Below are 19,475 nucleotides of genomic sequence, written 5' to 3' on the forward strand. Positions count from 1 at the left end.
TTAAACTTCAAAATTTTTTTCAAATCATGTAGATTAGAATAATTACATCATCATCATACAAATAATTTAGAACCAAATATTTTATTCCCGCTATTTTTTATATTTTTGCGTTTCAAATTAATGATTTCAAATAAAAATTCATGAGAACGATACAGTTTAGAGAAGCCATTTGCGAAGCGATGAGCGAAGAAATGCGCCATGATGATACGATATATTTAATTGGTGAAGAAGTTGCTGAATATAATGGAGCCTACAAAGCTTCTAAAGGAATGTTAGACGAATTTGGTCCAAAACGTGTAATTGATGCACCAATTGCTGAGTTAGGTTTCGCTGGAATTGCTGTTGGTTCTGCTATGAACGGCAATCGTCCAATCGTAGAATTCATGACTTTCAACTTTTCATTGGTAGGAATTGACCAAATTATCAACAATGCAGCAAAAATGCGTCAAATGTCTGGCGGACAATTCAATATTCCAATTGTTTTCAGAGGGCCAACAGCTTCTGCGGGTCAATTAGCAGCGACGCATTCACAAGCTTTTGAAAGTTGGTATGCCAACTGTCCAGGTCTTAAAGTAGTAGTTCCTGCAAATGCTTACGACGCAAAAGGTTTACTAAAAGCGGCTATTCGTGATAATGATCCTGTTATTTTCATGGAATCAGAGCAAATGTATGGCGATAAAAGTGAAGTTCCAGAAGGAGAATACATTTTACCTTTAGGTGTTGCCGATGTAAAAAGAGAAGGAACAGATGTAACTATCGTTTCTTTCGGAAAAATATTAAAAGAAGCTTTTTTAGCAGCTGATGAATTAGCTAAAGAAGGAATTTCTTGTGAAATCATCGATTTAAGAACGGTTCGTCCATTAGATTACGATACGATATTAAATTCAGTGAAGAAAACGAATCGATTAGTGGTTTTAGAAGAAGCTTGGCCTTTTGGTAGTGTGGCATCTGAAATTACGTATATGGTTCAAGAAAAAGCATTCGATTACTTAGATGCTCCAGTACAAAGAATCACAACTGCGGATACACCAGCACCATATTCTCCAGCGTTATTGAAAGAATGGTTGCCAAATGCACAAGATGTGATAAAAGCAGTAAAAAAAGTTATGTATAAATAAAATATAACTCACTATATTTGAAGCCTCATCAAAACTGAATTGATGAGGCTTTTTATTGATTCCATTTTATACATGAAACAAGTTTTATTCGCGATATTATTTTTTTTAATTACTCTTTTAACTTCAGCTCAAACGAAAGTTGGTGGTAAAGTGTTAGATGAGTTTGGAGATCCCATAGCTTTTGCAAACGTAGTTTTTAAAAACTCAAAAGAAGGTGTAATTACCAATGAGAACGGTATTTTTTATTTTGAATCCGATCAAGATTACAGTACACTTGTGATTTCATTCGTAGGATTTGAAACACAAGAAATTCCATTAAAAAAAGGTTTAAATTCCAATTTAAAAATCGTTTTAATTCAAGGAACAACACTTAAAGAGGTTGTAGTTTATACTGGGAAAACTTCTAAAAAGAACAATCCGGCTCTAGATATTCTAAGAAAAATTTGGGAAAGAAAGCGAAAAAACGGACTTTACATGTTTGATCAATATAAATATGACAAATATGAAAAAGTAGAATTCGACATGAATACGATTGACAGTTCTTTTATGAGCAGCAAAGTATTCAAAGGAATGGAGTTTATTTTTGACAACATCGACACTTCAAGAATTACAGGGAAAACATTTTTACCTATTTTTATCAATGAAAGTGTAAGTGAAGTCTATGGTGATAATGTTAAAAAGAAACATAAAGAAATTCTAAAAGCCAATAAAAATTCTGGATTTGGAAATGGAGATGGCGTTAATACATTTATCAAAGATTTATATGCCGATTATAATATTTACGACAATTACCTGAAGTTTTTTGATAAAGATTTTGTGAGTCCGCTTTCACGTACAGGAATTCATGTTTACAACTATGTGTTGAATGATAGTATGTTTATCGATAACAAATGGTGCTACAACATTGTTTACTATCCAAGACGAAAAAATGAATTGACTTTCAAAGGTGATTTTTGGGTAAATGACACCACGTTTGCAATTAAAAAAATCAATTTAGAAGCCAGTAAAAGTGCCAATATCAACTGGGTAAAAGAAATTTATATCGAACAAGAATTTGAAGTCCTGAACGATTCCGTTTTTCTTTTGAAAAGAGATTACATGATGTCGGATTTTAGTTTTTCCAAAAAAGAAGAATCTAAAGGCGTTTATGGAAAAAGAACTACAGTTGTAAAAAATCACGTGTTTAACGAACCCAAAGAAGATAAGTTTTATCGCCAAGAAGTTAATTTTTACGACAACAGCGTTTTCAATAAACCGGAAGAATTTTGGCAAGAAAATCGTTTTGAAAAACTCAATGAAAATGAAGCTGGAATTTACAAAATGTTGGATACACTTCAAACAGTACCCAAGTTCAAGCGAATTTACGACTTAGCAACCATATTAGGAAGTGGATATATTCAAGTAGGCAATGTCGATTTTGGACCCATTTTCTCCACTTTTGGTTATAATGATGTAGAAGGGCAACGCATCAGAATTGGCGGAAGGACGTACTTTGGACCACATGATAAATGGCGTATTCAAGGTTACACAGCTTATGGTTTTAGAGACCAGCAATTCAAATATGGTATTTCAGGACGATGGATGGTGAACCCAAACAATCGTTTAATTTTGTCTGTAGGAAATCGTCGCGATGTAGAACAAATGGGAGTAAGTTTAACTACTTCCAATGATGTTTTGGGAAGAAGTTTTGCTTCGTCAGCACTTTTTGCAAGTGGTGTAAATAACCAATTGACTTCAGTTAACTTAACTACTTTGGGTTTTGAAATTGAACCACTAAAAAACTTTACTTTTCAAACCAATTTCACTTACAGAACACTAAAGTCTGCATCTAGTGAATTTAGTTTGGATTATTATACCGATATAACACAATCGGAAATAAAAAGTGAAGTCAAACAATCCGAAATTAATCTAGTAGCTGAATACACGCCAAAGCGAAAAACTTTAGGCTACGGTGTAGATCGAATGGATGTAGACTTCAATTACGCTAGAGTATTTTTAAGTTACAGTAATGGATTTAAAGGGGTATTAGATAGTGATTTTAATTACCAAAAGCTACAATTTTATTATCGTCAACCTGCATTAGTTGGAGGTTTTGGAAGGTTGTTTACCACTTTTGAAACAGGAAAAATATTTGGTGAAGTGCCATTGGGATTAATGGGTGTAATTCCAGGAAACCAATCTTGGTTCGTAATTGAAAATACGTACAACTTATTAAATTATTATGATTTTGTTGCCGATGAATATGCTTCGTTACATTTCGAACATCATTTCAACGGAAGATTATTCTCAAGAGTTCCGTATTTAAGAAAATTGAATTTACGTGAAATTGTTGGGATAAAAGGTGTTTACGGAAGAGTTTCAGACCGAAACAAATTACTAAATGCATCTGGATTAAACTACATCGCACCGGAAGATGTATATTGGGAATATCATGCTGGAATTGGGAATATTTTTAAAGTATTACGAATCGATTGCGCTTGGAGAGGAAGTTACTTGGATATGCCTGATGCAAGAAAATTTGCTGTAAGAGCTTCCTTCGGATTTTACTTCTAAACCTATATTTTTTTTGCAAAACTCTTTTGCTTCTCATGTTTTATAGTGGTAACTTTGCACCCGCTTTTAAAAACAAATAAGAAATGACAGCAGATAAGATTACTACATTTGATGTATTGATTGAGATTCCAAGAGGAAGTAGAAATAAATACGAATACGATTTTGAATTAAAAAGAATGCGTTTTGACAGAATGTTATTTTCGTCAATGATGTATCCAGCAGATTACGGATTTATTCCTGAAACTTTAGCATTAGATGGAGATCCATTAGATGTTTTAGTTTTAATTAATGAACCAACATTCCCAGGTTGTGTAATGGAAGTAAAACCAATCGGTGTTTTCCATATGGCAGACGATAAAGGTCCGGATGAAAAAGTAATTTGTGTTCCTGTTTCTGATCCAATTTGGAATAAATTAAATGATTTGAGTGATGTAAATCCACACTTAATCAAAGAAATCGAGCATTTCTTCCAAGTGTACAAAGATTTAGAAAACAAAAAAGTTGACGTAGAAGGTTGGGGCGATGTAAACGAAGCAAAAGAAATCTTAGCAAAATGCACCAGACGTTTTGAGGAAATTGAAAATAAACCTGCAGGATTGTTTAGTATTAAATAATTTGTAAGTTTTTATATAAAAAAGGCAATATTTTCTATGAATATTGCCTTTTTTGTTTATTTTTGTTCGTAACAGAATTGAATTAACAAATAAAAACTAACTAATAATTTATGGAATCAATGATGATCTACGTGCCAATCGCAATGGCACTGTTAGGACTGGTATTTATGGCAGTCAAACGAACATGGGTACTTAAACAAGATGCTGGAGATGGAAAAATGAAAGAGATTTCAGATTACATCTATGAAGGCGCTTTAGCTTTCTTAAAAGCAGAATACAAATTGTTGACATTCTTTGTTCTTGGAGCGAGTGTAGTGTTAGCAGCTATTTCGTTTTTTGTACCAACCACTCACTGGTTAATTGTAATTGCGTTTATTTTTGGAGCTATATTTTCAGCTTATGCGGGAAATATTGGTATGAAAATCGCAACGAAAACTAATGTTCGTACAACACAAGCGGCTCGTACGAGTTTACCTCAAGCATTAAAAGTTTCTTTTGGCGGTGGAACCGTTATGGGATTAGGAGTTGCTGGTTTAGCCGTTTTAGGATTGACAGGTTTTTTCATCATATTTTTTAGATTTTTCATGCACGGTCAATGGACTTCTACAGAAGACATGACTATTGTTCTTGAAACTTTAGCAGGATTCTCTCTTGGAGCTGAATCTATTGCATTATTTGCTCGTGTAGGTGGAGGTATTTATACCAAAGCAGCTGACGTAGGTGCAGATTTAGTTGGAAAAGTTGAAGCTGGTATTCCAGAAGATGATCCGAGAAATCCAGCTACAATTGCAGATAATGTAGGAGATAACGTTGGAGACGTTGCAGGTATGGGTGCCGATTTATTCGGTTCGTATGTGGCAACTGTTTTAGCAGCGATGGTTTTAGGAAATTACGTAATTAAAGATATGGGCGGTCAAATCAATGACGCTTTTGGTGGAATTGGACCAATTTTATTACCAATGGCAATCGCTGGTTTTGGAATTTTATTTTCTATTATTGGAACTATGTTAGTGAAAATTTCAAGTGACGATGCTAAAGAAGCACAAGTTCAAAGTGCATTAAACAAAGGAAACTGGGTTTCTATTATTTTAACACTTATTTCATGTTATTTCTTAGTGCAATATATGTTGCCTGAAGTAATGACAATGAATTTCTATGGCGAAGGAGCTAAAGAGATTTCTTCAATGCGTGTTTTCTATGCAACTATTGTTGGTTTATTTGTTGGTGGAGCTATTTCATCTGTAACAGAATATTATACAGGATTAGGTACAAAACCAGTGATGGCAATAGTACAAAAATCATCAACTGGGGCTGGAACTAACGTAATCGCTGGTTTAGCAACAGGAATGATTTCTACTTTCCCAACGGTTTTATTGTTTGCTGCTGCAATTTGGGCTTCTTATGCTTTTGCAGGTTTCTATGGTGTTGCTCTTGCTGCTTCTGCAATGATGGCTACAACTGCAATGCAATTAGCAATCGACGCATTCGGACCAATTTCTGATAACGCTGGTGGAATCGCTGAAATGAGTGAATTACCAAAAGAAGTTCGTACTCGTACAGATATTTTAGATTCTGTAGGAAACACAACAGCGGCAACTGGAAAAGGTTTCGCAATCGCTTCTGCAGCATTAACTTCATTAGCATTATTTGCTGCTTATGTTACTTTTACAGGAATTGATGGAATTAATATTTTCAAAGCACCAGTATTAGCAATGTTATTCGTTGGAGGTATGATTCCGGTAGTTTTCTCTGCTTTAGCAATGAATTCAGTAGGTAAAGCTGCAATGGATATGGTATATGAAGTACGTCGTCAGTTCAAAGAAATTCCAGGAATTATGGAAGGAACAGGCAAACCAGAATACGGAAAATGCGTTGAAATTTCTACAAAAGCCGCTTTACGCGAAATGATGTTACCAGGAATTTTAACCATTGGTTTCCCAATTGCAATTGTATTATTAGGTAAATTAGTTTACGCTGATAACAACCAATTGATTGCTGAAATGTTAGGTGGTTATATGGCTGGAGTTACCGTTTCAGGTGTACTTTGGGCAGTGTTCCAAAACAACGCTGGTGGTGCTTGGGATAACGCTAAAAAATCTTTCGAAGCTGGAGTTATGATTAATGGTGAAATGACATACAAAGGTTCTGATGCACACAAAGCAGCAGTAACTGGTGATACTGTTGGAGATCCATTTAAAGACACTTCTGGACCTTCAATGAATATATTAATCAAATTAACGTGTTTGATTGGTTTAGTAATTGCTCCAATCTTAGGAGGACATGGTGCAACAACCGGACATAGTGCTTGCTGTTCAAAAACTGAAATGGTTTGTTGTGATTCAGCAAAATGCGATTTGTCTAAATGTGCCGATATGACTAAAGAAGAATGTGCCAAAATGTGTGAAGACAATGGTTGTTCTGAAGAATGTAAAGCAAAATGCATGGCAATGTATGATGAAAATGGAAAATTCATTGGAAAAGAAGAGCACGTTCACGGACCAGATTGCAAACACAATCATCATGAAGAAATCATCAACATGGATGTACAAAAAGTAAAAGATGCGAACGGAAAAGTAAAAGCAACGGTTACTTTAACTAAAATGGTAGATGGTAAAGAAGTTACTGAAGAAAGAGTTTTTGAAGGAGATGATTTAGAAGTTGATGCTAAAATAGCAGCGCTTGGAAAATAATCTTTAAATTAGCATATCTAAAAAACCTCACAATTCGTGAGGTTTTTTTGTATATTTAACACTGTCAAATCTATTGCAATGAAATGTAACCTATTTTTTCTTCTTGCTTTTTCAGTTTGTTTAACATTCGGACAAAATCCAATTAATGTTATCCCAAAACCAGTTAAAACAAGCGCTATTAACAATAAGTTTTCACTAAATCCAAAAACAGTTATTGTTGCGAATAATACTAATTCTTTTGAAGTAAAATTTTTAAAAGAAAGTATTAAACAACAAACAGGATTGGAACTCACAATTAAAAACGCGCACAGAATTGGTTCACGAATTCATTTGATTTTGGAACCAGAGTCTCAATTTCCGAATAAAGAAGCTTATCAATTAAATATTCTTGGCGACAGAATAGCTATTTATGCTTCAACCAATCAAGGATTGTTTTATGGCATCCAAACCTTACTCCAATTAATCCCATTTACTACCAATGCCACAGAAATTAAATTGGATAATCTGATGATGGATGATATTCCAAAATTCCAATGGCGCGGTATGCATTTAGACGTCTCTCGTCATTTCTTTCCAAAGGATTTTATTAAAAAATATATTGATTATTTAGCGATGTACAAAATGAATACCTTTCATTGGCATTTAACTGATGACCAAGGTTGGCGCATCGAAATCAAAAAATATCCCAAATTAACGGAAGTCGGCGCATGGCGAAACGGCTCCATGACTGGACATTATACCGACCAAACTTTTGACGATATTCGCTATGGCGGATTTTACACCCAAGAAGAAATCAAAGAAATTGTAGCCTACGCCAAAGAACGACATATCACCGTTGTTCCCGAAATTGAAATGCCAGGTCACGCTTTAGCAGCTTTAGCTTCGTATCCCGAATTTTCTTGTACAGGCGGACCTTTTGAAGTGGGAAAATCTTGGGGTGTTTTTGATGATGTCTTTTGCCCAAAAGATGAAACTTTTACTTTTTTAGAAAATATTTTGGCAGAAGTTATCACTTTATTTCCTTCCGAATACATTCATATTGGTGGTGATGAATGTCCAAAAGTGCGTTGGAAAAGTTGTCCGCATTGTCAAAAGACAATCAAAGATGAAAAATTGAAAGACGAACACGAACTACAAAGTTATTTCATCCAAAGAATCGAAAAATTTGTCAATAGTAAAGGGCGAAAAATCATTGGTTGGGACGAAATTTTAGAAGGCGGATTAGCACCAAATGCAGCCGTAATGAGTTGGCGTGGCACCGAAGGCGGAATCGCAGCAGCCAAACAAAAACATTTCGTTGTCATGTCGCCAGGTTCACATTGTTATTTCGACCATTATCAAGGCGAACCTAAAAACGAACCGATTGCTTTTGGCGGTTATACCAATGTGGAAAAAGTATATTCTTTCAATCCTATTCCAAAGGAACTTTCCGCAGAAGAATCCAAATATATTTTAGGCGCTCAAGCTAACGTTTGGACGGAATACATCAACACACCAGAACATGTTGAATATATGGTTTTTCCAAGAATAGCAGCACTTTCTGAAGTATTATGGGGAACTTCAAACCCAAATAATTACAAAGAATTTGAAAAAAGATTGATTTCACATTTCGAAATTTATGATAAAAAAGGAATCAACTATAGTAGAGCTATATTTGAAGTAACTTCCAAAGTAAATCGTGCTGAAAATGGAGAAGGTGTGCTATTCGAATTAAATTCAGCTACTAACTCCAATGGAATTCGTTACACAACTGATGGTTCTGATCCAAATTCAAATTCAATCCAATATTTAAAGCCCATAGAAATAAAAAAAGGTCAAACAATAAAAGCCGCCTTATTTGAAAATGAAAAACAAAAAAGTGCAATTGTTGAACAGAAATTTTATTGGAGTAAAGCTGTAGGGAAAAGCATTAGTTTAATAAACCAACTTCATGAAAATTACAACATTGGTGGTGCTTTAACCTTAGTTGATGGATTAATTGGAAATAGAAGTAAATTTGGTCGTGATTGGTTAGGTTTTTCTGGAAAAGATTTAAATGCAACTATCAATTTGGGCAAAACGGAAATAATAAACAAAGTAATTCTTTGCGTGCTTGAAAGTAAAGGAAGTTGGATATATTATCCAAAAAAAATTGAAGTATTCCTTTCAAATGATGGTAAAAATTTCGAAAGTGTTTCTGAATTAAGTTTATCCGAAATTCAAGACGTTATAGGTGAAGTAGTTTTAGAAGTTAATTCTCGAAAAGCCCAATTTGTAAAAGTAATTGCAACAAACTTTGGTAAAATAACAGATGGAAATCCTGGTTCAGGTTCAGAAGCTTGGCTATTTGTTGATGAAATTGGTATTGAATAAAAAAATATGACAAACAGAAGAAATTTTTTAAAAACAACAGCGTTAGCAACTGCTGGCGTAGCGTTTCAGGCTTTCAATGGGAAATCTGAGGAAACTGAAATCGATATTAATTCAGGAAAAACGAACAAACCAATTGTACTTTCAACATGGAATTTTGGTTTACAAGCCAATGAAGCCGCTTGGGAAGTGCTGAAAAATAAAGGTCGTGCTCTTGATGCTGTAGAAGCTGGCGTAAAAATTCCAGAAGGTGATCCCAATGAAAGAAGCGTTGGTTATGGCGGTCGCCCAGACAGAGAGGGAAAAGTGACACTAGACGCTTGTATCATGGACGAATTTTCGAATATTGGTTCAGTAGCTTGTTTGGAACATATTAAACATCCTATTTCCGTGGCTAGAATGGTGATGGAAAAAACGCCTCATGTGATGTTAGTTGGTGAAGGTGCTTTACAATTTGCTTTATCTCAAGGATTTAAAAGAGAAAATTTATTACTAGAAGCTTCCGAAAAAGAATGGAAAGAATGGCTAAAAACTAGTGAATATGTGCCGAAAGCCAATATTGAAAACCACGATACTATTGGAATGATTGCGCTTGATGTGCAAGGGAATTTATCGGGTGCGTGTACTACAAGTGGCATGGCTTTTAAAATGCATGGAAGAGTGGGTGATTCCCCAATTATTGGTGCTGGTTTGTATGTGGATAATGAAATTGGAGCAGCAACAGCAACAGGTCACGGCGAAGAAGTTATTCGAATTACAGGTTGTCATTTGGTTGTTGAACTCATGCGTCAAGGGAAATCACCCCAAAAAGCATGTGAAGAAGCGGTGATGCGAATCGTAAAACTGACTCAAAATCGAGGAAAAAACCTAAAAGATATCCAAGTTGGGTTCATCGCTTTGAATAAAAAAGGGGAATATGGTTCGTACTGTGTGCAAGGAGGTTTCAATTATGCTGTTCATGATGCAGCCGGAAATAAATTAATCGATGCGAATTATTACTTAAAAACTTAGTTTTATTAACCACATAGAAACATAGATAAAAAAGGTTGATAGAGTCCAATTATGGATTCACAAAGTATATGTTTCCTATGTTAGTGGAACGACTTATTATTTTCAAAAAAAAACTATGTTTCTATGTGGTTTAAAATATATTTATGAATTTGAAAAAAATAGAAATCGCTTGTTTTAATCTTGAATCTGCTCTCATCGCACAAAAAGCAGGAGCCGATAGAGTAGAATTGTGCGCTGATATGTCGGTTGGCGGCACAACTCCAACTATCGAAATGATAAAACAAGCTCGCGAAAATTTGACTATCGATTTGTATGTAATGATTCGCTCAAGAGGAGGGAATTTCGTTTACTCAGAAGCAGAATTGGAACAAATGAAATTGGAAATCGAAACCATCAAAAAGTTAGGAGTCAACGGATTTGTTTTTGGAGTTTTGAATGAGGAGAAAACAATTCATATCGAACAAAATATAGCTTTAGTGGAATTAGCGAAACCATTGCCTTGTACATTTCATCGTGCTTTTGATGCAGTTTTAGATTACGAAAAAGCATTGGAAGATGTTATCTCGTGCGGATTTTCAAACATTCTAACTTCTGGAACTTTCCCAAATGTCATGGAAGGAAAAGAAGTGTTGCAACAATTAGTCATTCAGGCTAACAATCGCATCGAAATAATGTCTGGTGGTGGATTGCGTTCCACAAACATTTCGGAATTAGATAAATTGGTAAATGCCAATTGGTATCATTCATCCGCAATTACAGATGGAAGTGAAATTGCTAATCCAGAAGAAATTATTCAACTAAAGAAAAAGTTACAATCTTAAATGAACTTCGTTAATTTTAATTAAGCTTTCACTCTAAAAACTTATATGACTTATATGTTTAAAAAGATAACATTGTTTCTAATTTTTATTTGCTATTCCGTTTCAGCACAAACTTCCTATCGCAATTTGTCAACAGAAAACTGGACATTCAGCAAACAAAACGAAACAAAAAAACACAAGGCAACCATTCCCGGGACTATTCACACGGATTTATTCCAAAACCAATTAATTCCCGATCCTTTTTTTGGTACCAATGAAAAGCAATTGCAATGGATTGAAAATGAAAATTGGGAATATGAAACGTATTTTTCACTAACCAAATTCGAACTAAAAAATCAAAATATCGATTTAGAATTTGAAGGATTGGATACGTTTGCGACGGTTTATTTAAACGGAAAAGCAGTTTTAGAAACGGATAATATGTTCCGAAAATGGACAATAGCTGTTAAAACACATTTGAAAATTGGAACCAACCATTTAAAAGTTGTTTTTCATTCCGCAGTTCAAAAAGGAAAAGATGAAGCGAAAAAATTATCTTATACGTTACCCGAAAAAGAACGTGTTTTTGTCAGAAAAGCCCAATATCAATTTGGTTGGGATTGGGGACCACGATTCGTCACAGCTGGAATTTGGAAACCAGTACAATTGAAATTTTGGAATTCGGCTAAAATTGAAAGTGTAAAGTACGAGCAAAAAGTGTTGAATGAATCGGTGGCTGATTTGGATTTCATTTTTACTATTTTCGCCCAAAAATCAGGAAAGTACCAAATCAAATTAGGTCAAAAACCGTTTCCTTATGAGTTGAAAAAAGGACAAAATGTGGTTAAAGTTCCAATAACCATTCAAAATCCCATTTTATGGTGGAGTAATGGTTTGGGCGTGCCACATCAATATGTTTTTCGTTTTTCATTGGAACAAAACCAACAAAAAATTGAAGAGAAAGAACTTAAAATTGGTCTACGAACCATCGAATTAATTCAAGAAAAAGATCAAGTTGGAACTAGTTTTTACTTCAAATTAAATGGAAAACCGGTTTTCATGAAAGGCGCAAATGTGGTTCCGCCAGATAATTTTTTACCACGAGTTTCTGATTCCACTTATTTTTCATTGGTTGAAAATGCTAAAAAAGCGAATATGAACATGCTTCGTGTTTGGGGTGGCGGAGTCTATTTTGATGATGCGTTTTATGAAGCTTGCGATGCTAACGGAATTTTAGTGTGGCAAGATTTTATGTTTGCTTGTTCCATGTATCCAGGTGATGAAAAATTTGTGAAAAATGTAAAACAGGAAGTAATTGATAACGTAAATCGGTTACAAAATCACCCGAGTATTGCCATTTGGTGCGGCAATAATGAAAATGACGAAGGTTGGCATAATTGGGGTTGGCAGAAACAATTTAATTATTCCAAAGCCGATTCGACCCAAATTTGGAACGATTACAAAAAAGTTTTTCACGAGATGATTCCGCAAACATTAGACAGTTTGCTTCCGAAAGAAAAGAATATTTATTGGTCATCGTCTCCGTCAAAAGGTTGGGGAAGAAAAGAAAGTTTAACCCAAGGCGATGTACACTATTGGGGCGTTTGGTGGGGAAAAGAACCTTTTGAAATTTATGAAGAGAAAGTTGGAAGGTTTGTAAGCGAATACGGTTTTCAGGGCATGCCAAATTTAGAAACGTTACAAAAAGTAATGAATAAAGAAGATTTAAATTTTACTTCCGAAGCTTTTAAGAATCACCAAAAACATCCAACAGGTTATGAAACCATCAATGAACACATGGAACGCGATTTTGTGGTTCCAAAAGATTTTGAAGATTATTTATATGTTTCCCAATTATTACAAGCTCGTGGCATGAAAATCGCTATCGAAGCGCACAGAAGAGCCAAGCCGTATTGCATGGGAACATTGTATTGGCAATTAAACGACTGTTGGCCCGTTACTTCATGGAGTTCGCTGGATTATTATGGCAATTGGAAAGCGTTTCATTATCAAGCGAAGCAAAGTTTTGAGAATTTGTTGCTTTCGGTTGCTGATGAAAATGAAAAGCATAAGATTTATTTGGTTAATGATAATCTCGAAAGTTTTTCTGGAAAATTAGAATTGGAATTGCTTTCTTTTGATGGAAAATCACTTTGGGAAACTTTCAAAGAAATTAGTGTTAAAGGAAATTCAAGTGCCAATGTTCATGAAATTCCGAAAGTAGATTTAGAGCAATTCGATTTGCAACAAACCGTTTTAAAAGTAGCGTTTAATGATATAAAATCTAATTTTTTCTTTGTAAAACCTAAAGATTTAAAACTTCAAAAGCCGAATATTCAAATTCGAAACATTGATGAAGTTACTATTGAAATTTCTACTGATGTTTTAGCCAAAAATGTTTTTCTTTCTTCGGAAAATGATACTTTTTTTGAGGATAATTATTTTGATTTATTGCCCAATGAAAAGCGAATTATCAAATTGTCGAAAGCTGTAAAAGAGATAAAAGTAAAATCGTTGTTTGATACTATGAAATAAAGAAGTAGTTCTGTCAAGCTGAACTTGTTTCAGCTTCTAAAGATGTCTTTGTCATTCTGAAACAAGTTCAGAATGACAAATCATCGCAAAAAAACGACTCAGTCGAGGCGTTCTATAAATTATTGATTTTAGCTGATTCTTCAATTTCAGCATCTAAGTTATCATCAAATTTGAAGTTTTGTATTTTCCACACGTCTTTAGGCTTGTAAAAAAGAAAAGTAAATCGAATGGGTTGTCTGTCATATTTAATTATATAGCTAACAAGTTTTAAACTTTCACCTAAATTTTTTTCTGTAATTTTTTCGTAACCATAATAATCTCCAACCAATCCAATAAAATTTGATAATTGTGATTTAACATTTTCAACATCATAATTCTTTTCTCTTGACATCCAGTTATTTGTGCTAAAAATATAGTCAACCGCTTTTTTAGGATTTTTTTCGTAGACTTTAAAAAACTCATTTGTAATCTCATTAATTGTAGATTGAGCTTTTGTAAGGTTTGTTGATAAAAAAAATATCAAGATACATGTTATTAATTTAGTTTGTATTTTCATTGTTTAGATATTTAATTAGAACTAAAATAATCCGTTAATTTCGGCATCAATTCGATTAATAATCATTCCTAAATCTTCTGGACTGTTTACAAAATCAATGTTGTCTACATCAATAATTACTAATTTCCCTTTGTCGTAGGTTTGAATCCAAGCTTCATAGCGTTCGTTTAATCTGCTTAAATAATCAATAGAAATGGAGTTTTCGTAATCTCTTCCTCTTTTGTGAATTTGACTTACTAAATTAGGAATGGAACTTCTTAAATAGATTAATAAATCAGGTGCACCAACTAAGCCTTCCATTAATTCGAATAATGAAGTATAATTGTTGTAATCTCTATTTGCCATTAATCCCATAGCATGAAGATTGGGTGCAAAAATATGAGCATCTTCATAAATGGTTCTATCTTGAATAATTTTCTTCCCGCTTTCACGAATTTGCAATACTTGACGAAAACGACTGTTTAAGAAATAAATCTGAAGGTTAAAACTCCAGCGTTCCATTTGATGGTAAAAATCATCCAAATACGGATTGTCCACTACATCTTCAAAGTGCGGTTCCCATTTAAAATGTTTGGCTAATAATCGGGTTAACGTGGTTTTTCCTGCTCCAATATTTCCTGCTACTGCTATGTGCATTACGGTAGAATAATTTTATAGTTAGTAATTTTGTTTTGGGTAAAAATAGACAAAATTCCATCTTTAAAGAAAAAATTAGTAAACGAATTTTCACTAAGTTCAATTTTTTTACTGCTATTATCGGTAAGGTTATAATAGTAAAGCGATTGGTCTATTTTTAATAAAAGTCTTCCAGCATCAATTATCTTAATAGTATCAGCTACTGGAATTTTTCCTAGCTTACTAATTTTTCCAAAAAGATTAATGGTGAAAAAATCATTATTAGTGTCAATCCATAGGTAATGATTGTAATTGTTTTGATGGACTTTTGGAATTGCTACCAATGGTGTCGAAATAAATTTTAAACTATTATTTTTAAATTGATACAAACCAATTTTCAGACTAAAAACATCAAAAAACCAAAATTGATTACCACTCGCTAATCCAGTAAACTCGAAAGAAATAGGCGTTTCAATTGTGTTGCCTAAGATGCGGTTGGTTTCATTCAATTGATTATCCAAAAGAACAACAGCATTAAAATCTTTATAAAGTAAAACCAGTTGAAGCGGATTTAAAACATCAATTTTTGTTATTTTACCTAATGCCACATTCTTATAAACCAAGTTTTGTTGGGTAGTTTGCTTGTGAAATACATTATTTGTAATATAGTAATGGTCTTTATAGGCATCAAAACCAATAAATTCTGTAGCGTTTACAGTTAAACTATCCATGAAGATTGCATTTATAGTCGTTTGGCTAGAACCAAAATAACTGATAAAGAAAAACAAACACAAAAAATGCTTCATTAGATTAAACCATTTGAATGAAATAAAGTCTAAAGATAATATTTTAACTTAATTTTAATTAAAGTTTCTGTAACAATTATCAGTTTTGTCAGTCTATATATAAATTTCTATTACGAACATCAAAAAATTAAACCTAAAAACTATAAAAATGCAAAAGATTATCATTACTTTTTCTTTGTTTGTAGCGTCTGTTTTAAGTGCTCAAAATTTCCAAGGAATGGCTGTTTATGAGTCTAAAACTAGTACTTCCGACATGGCTTCAAATTTCAGAGGCAATAGAGAAATTACTCCTGAAATGCAAAAGACCATTGAAGAGCGTATGAAGGCTATGTTTGAAAAAACGTTCATCTTAACGTTTGATAGAAATGCTTCAACTTACACGGAAGAAGAGAAAATTGAGTCGCCAGGACAACAAGGTGGATTTCGTTTCATGTCATCGATGATGGGCGGCGGTGGAACGCATTATAAAAACGTAAAAGACAAATTATTTTTGGTAGATAAAGAATTTGCAGGAAAGGAATTTTTGATTCAAGATTCTTTACCAAAGTTAGATTGGAAATTGTCTGGAGAATCTAAGCAAATTGGAAATTATACTTGTTTTAAAGCTACTGCTGTTCGACCAGTAAGTCAATCGGATTTTAGAAATTACCGCGCTAAAAAACAAGAGGAAGACAAGAAAGAAGAAGGTGACCAAAAGAAAGAAGAAAAAGCTGCAGGTAACACGAACTTCATGGACCAATGGGAAATGCCAAAAGAAATTGAAGTTGTGGCTTGGTACACGCCAGACATTCCAATTAGTCAAGGTCCAGAAAATTACTGGGGTTTACCAGGTTTAATTTTGGAAGTTAGTGACGGAAAAACGGTTATTTTATGTTCTAAAATCGTAATGAATCCGAAGGAAAAGAAAGAAATTAAAGCGCCGAAAAAAGGTAAAATAGTTTCGCAACAAGAATACGATAAAATTGTAGCTGAAAAGATGGAAGAGTGGAGAGAAATGGGTAGACAAGGCGGTGGCGGCTTCAGAATGGGTCGTTAATTGTTTGTTTGCTAAAATTTTAATTTCACTTTAACATATCATGATAAAAAAACTATTTGTTGTCTTATTATTGGCATCATCATACTTTGCAACAGCACAAAATATTAGATTAGAAGGAATTGTTCAGGATACCATTGGTAATCCACTAGAAATGGCAAATGTTATGGTTATCAACCAAGAAACCAAAGCCATGGATGGTTATGCCATTTCAAACGAACAAGGAAAATTCCAAATCAGCTTAAAAGCCAATTCCACTTACCAAATCAAAGTGAGTTTCTTGGGTTATCAGCCATTAAATATTGAATTGATCACTGGAACTGAAAACATCAGAAAAGTGTTAGCACTAAAAGAAGGCGGTATGATGCTTGATGGCGTTGAGGTAGTACAAGAAATGCCTGTTACGATTAGTGGCGATACCATTATTTACAACGCAGATTCTTTTAAGACAGGAACCGAACAAAAATTAGAAGATATTCTTAAAAAATTACCCGGAGTTCAAGTGAATGAAGATGGTGAAATTGAAGTTGAAGGAAAAAGAGTAACTCAATTATTAGTAGAAGGAAAGAAGTTTTTTGAAGGCGATACTAAAATTGGTTCTAAAAATATTCCTTCAGATGCAGTTGATAAAGTGCAAGTTTTAAGAAATTTCAACGAAGTTTCTCAGTTAAAAGGATTAGAGAATAACGAAGAAAATATTGCAATTAATATCAAACTAAAAAAAGGAAAAGATAAATTTTGGTTTGGTGATGTTTTGGTAGGTGGCGGCCCAGACGAACGCTTCGTAATCAATCCCAAAATATTCTATTACAGTCCAAAAACTACGGTTAATGTAATTGCTAATTTTAACAACATTGGCGAAGTGCCATTTTCTATTCGTGATTTTTTCCGATTAACTGGTGGCGCTAGAAATACCATTGCAAGAAGCGGAACAAATATTGGAATTTCTTCTAATAGCTTAGGGATTTCAACTACACAAAATAACCGAGCCTTGGAAATTGATAGTAAATTTGGTGCGGTAAATTTAACAAATGAAATTACAAAAAAATGGAATGTTAGTGGGTTTGGTGTAATTTCTTCCAATAAAACAATCACAAATACTAATTCCAATTTTGGTATTTTTCAACCGAACTCTTCAGAATTACAAGTTATTGAAGAACGAACAGATGTTTCTAATTTAAGAGATAATTTAGCTGTATTTAAATTCGGTTCTAAATACAAGAAAAACGCTGATTTCCAATTGGATTATGATGCAACGGTTCGTCGTTCTAATCAAACGGAAGATAATATCGTAAATACACAATCTACTATTTTTACACAATCTGGAGACATTGATAGAACAAATAACATTATTTCTTTTAAAGAACAAGATCCAGTTGCTTTTCAACAAAGTTTGAATATGTTTTGGACGAAAGACACAAAAAATACATTTGTTTTGGAAGTCCAACATTTATACCAAGATGAAGATCCATTTTATAATCCTAGTTTGTTAGAAGATCCCTTTCCAGGAATCGGATTTCAATCAGGACAAAGTCGCTACGATATTCGTCAAGAACGTTTCGTAAAAACCAATAAAGTAGATGCAAAAGCAGATTATTATTATACGATTAATAATAAAAGTATCTTAAACGTAACTTTAGGAAATACCAATTCATATCAAACCTATAATTCATCAATTTTTCAATTATTAGACAACGGAACTTTATACCAATTACCAGATAATGGTGATTTAATTTTTGATAACGATGTACAATACGGCTTCAATGACGCTTATTTAGGAGTGCATTACAAATTTACAGTTGGTAAAAAATTAACTTTTAATCCTGGTTTGAATTTTCACCAATTCAATATTTATAACGACCAATTGAATTCTAGAGTTCGCGATGATTTCTTCCGAATTTTACCTGATGTTTTTGCACAATGGCAAATTAAGAAGACCGAATCGTTAACGTATAATTACCGAATGAGTAACTTTTTTAACGATGTAAATACATTGGTAGAAGGTTTTACTTTAAATAATTTTAACTCGTTAAGTGCGGGAAATCGTTTTATCGACAATGCATTACAACAGAATCATCGTTTGAATTATTCTAAGTACAATTTGTTTAATTACACTACAATTTTTGCTTTACTTAATTATACAAGAACAACAGATCCTGTAGTAAATCGTTCGTTTTTTAATGGAATAAGTCAAATTAGTGAAAGAGTTAATGGTGATTTTTCAAATGAAACAGTTTCTGGTACGTTTTCTTACCAACGTTCTTTTAAAAAATACTACAAAGCAAGTGCTAGTACTAATATTGCTTGGTCAAAAAACAATCAGCTATTTGTAAATCCTTCTGATCCTGCAAACCCATCATCCGATTTTTCAAGAGAAATTGAAAACTGGAGTCAATTATACCGCTTAAGTTTTGGAACACAATTCCAAAAGCTTCCAAATTTAGAAGCGGCTTATAATATAATTATTAACGAAAACCCAAATGCAATATTTACAACGCATAGTCCATCAATTACATTAGATTATAGAATTATTGAAGGTTTGGCGCTAACATCAACTTATACGTACAATGATTTTAGATCTAGAGATGGTAATGTAAATAATACGTTTGACTTGTTAACCGCAAGTATCAATTACAGAAAAAAAGATTCCAAATTGGAATATAGAATTAGCGGAACCAACTTATTAAACACAAAATCAATTAATTCTGACAGTTTTAATGTAGTAAGTTTTAATTCTTCTCAATTCTTTGTACAACCAAGATATTTGATTTTCTCTTTGAAATACAATTTATAAA

Annotated in this window: 13 protein-coding genes; 10 read left to right on the forward strand and 3 right to left on the reverse strand. The window is 33.4% G+C overall.

The window, feature by feature from the left end:
* Positions 1-140 precede the first annotated feature (140 nt).
* From DPN68_RS07070 to DPN68_RS07105, 8 genes are all read left to right on the forward strand, one after another.
* Complete coding sequence (locus DPN68_RS07070) at positions 141-1,118, forward strand: pyruvate dehydrogenase complex E1 component subunit beta (RefSeq protein ID WP_113988954.1); 978 nt, start codon at positions 141-143, stop codon at positions 1,116-1,118.
* A 72-nt stretch (positions 1,119-1,190) separates the two neighbouring features.
* A complete protein-coding gene (locus DPN68_RS07075) occupies positions 1,191-3,671 on the forward strand; it encodes a DUF5686 and carboxypeptidase-like regulatory domain-containing protein (protein ID WP_113989003.1) in 2,481 nt (826 codons plus the stop codon).
* 83 nt (positions 3,672-3,754) lie between these two features.
* The gene (locus DPN68_RS07080) at positions 3,755-4,285 is read left to right on the forward strand and encodes an inorganic diphosphatase (RefSeq protein WP_113988955.1); all 531 of its coding nucleotides are present in this window, start codon (positions 3,755-3,757) and stop codon (positions 4,283-4,285) included.
* Positions 4,286-4,395: 110 nt separating this feature from the next.
* A complete protein-coding gene (locus DPN68_RS07085) occupies positions 4,396-6,975 on the forward strand; it encodes a sodium-translocating pyrophosphatase (RefSeq protein WP_113988956.1) in 2,580 nt (859 codons plus the stop codon).
* A gap of 78 nt (positions 6,976-7,053) precedes the next feature.
* Complete coding sequence (locus tag DPN68_RS07090; protein ID WP_113988957.1) at positions 7,054-9,327, forward strand: glycoside hydrolase family 20 protein; 2,274 nt, start codon at positions 7,054-7,056, stop codon at positions 9,325-9,327.
* 6 nt (positions 9,328-9,333) lie between these two features.
* Complete coding sequence (locus DPN68_RS07095) at positions 9,334-10,335, forward strand: isoaspartyl peptidase/L-asparaginase (RefSeq protein WP_113988958.1); 1,002 nt, start codon at positions 9,334-9,336, stop codon at positions 10,333-10,335.
* A 143-nt stretch (positions 10,336-10,478) separates the two neighbouring features.
* Entirely contained in the window at positions 10,479-11,156 is a 678-nt protein-coding gene (locus DPN68_RS07100) for a copper homeostasis protein CutC (RefSeq protein WP_113988959.1), read from the forward strand.
* A gap of 54 nt (positions 11,157-11,210) precedes the next feature.
* Positions 11,211-13,670 carry a beta-mannosidase gene (locus DPN68_RS07105; protein ID WP_164496741.1) on the forward strand — a complete coding sequence of 820 codons (2,460 nt, stop codon included), beginning with the start codon at positions 11,211-11,213 and terminating at the stop codon, positions 13,668-13,670.
* 112 nt (positions 13,671-13,782) lie between these two features.
* On the opposite strand, the gene DPN68_RS07110 is transcribed toward DPN68_RS07105, so the two are convergent.
* The 3 genes from DPN68_RS07110 to DPN68_RS07120 are packed head-to-tail and all read right to left on the reverse strand — an operon-like array spanning position 13,783 to position 15,572.
* Positions 13,783-14,226, reverse strand: coding sequence for a hypothetical protein (locus DPN68_RS07110; protein ID WP_113988961.1), 444 nt, complete (start codon positions 14,224-14,226; stop codon positions 13,783-13,785).
* Between the two features lie 21 nt (positions 14,227-14,247).
* Positions 14,248-14,862 (reverse strand): deoxynucleoside kinase, encoded by a 615-nt coding sequence (locus DPN68_RS07115; protein WP_113988962.1) that lies wholly within the window; start codon positions 14,860-14,862, stop codon positions 14,248-14,250.
* Entirely contained in the window at positions 14,862-15,572 is a 711-nt protein-coding gene (locus tag DPN68_RS07120) for a hypothetical protein (RefSeq protein WP_113988963.1), read from the reverse strand. Before DPN68_RS07120 ends, DPN68_RS07115 begins: the two co-directional genes overlap by 1 nt.
* Positions 15,573-15,795: 223 nt before the next feature.
* Here DPN68_RS07120 and DPN68_RS07125 point away from each other — a divergent pair, with 223 nt between their 5' ends.
* Positions 15,796-16,683 (forward strand): GLPGLI family protein, encoded by an 888-nt coding sequence (locus tag DPN68_RS07125; RefSeq protein WP_113988964.1) that lies wholly within the window; start codon positions 15,796-15,798, stop codon positions 16,681-16,683.
* 40 nt (positions 16,684-16,723) lie between these two features.
* Positions 16,724-19,474: a TonB-dependent receptor gene (locus DPN68_RS07130; RefSeq protein WP_113988965.1), complete on the forward strand. Its 2,751-nt coding sequence runs from the start codon at positions 16,724-16,726 to the stop codon at positions 19,472-19,474.
* Position 19,475 lies beyond the last annotated feature (1 nt).

The organism is Flavobacterium tibetense (genome assembly GCF_003293845.1).
Lineage (GTDB): Bacteria > Bacteroidota > Bacteroidia > Flavobacteriales > Flavobacteriaceae > Flavobacterium > Flavobacterium tibetense.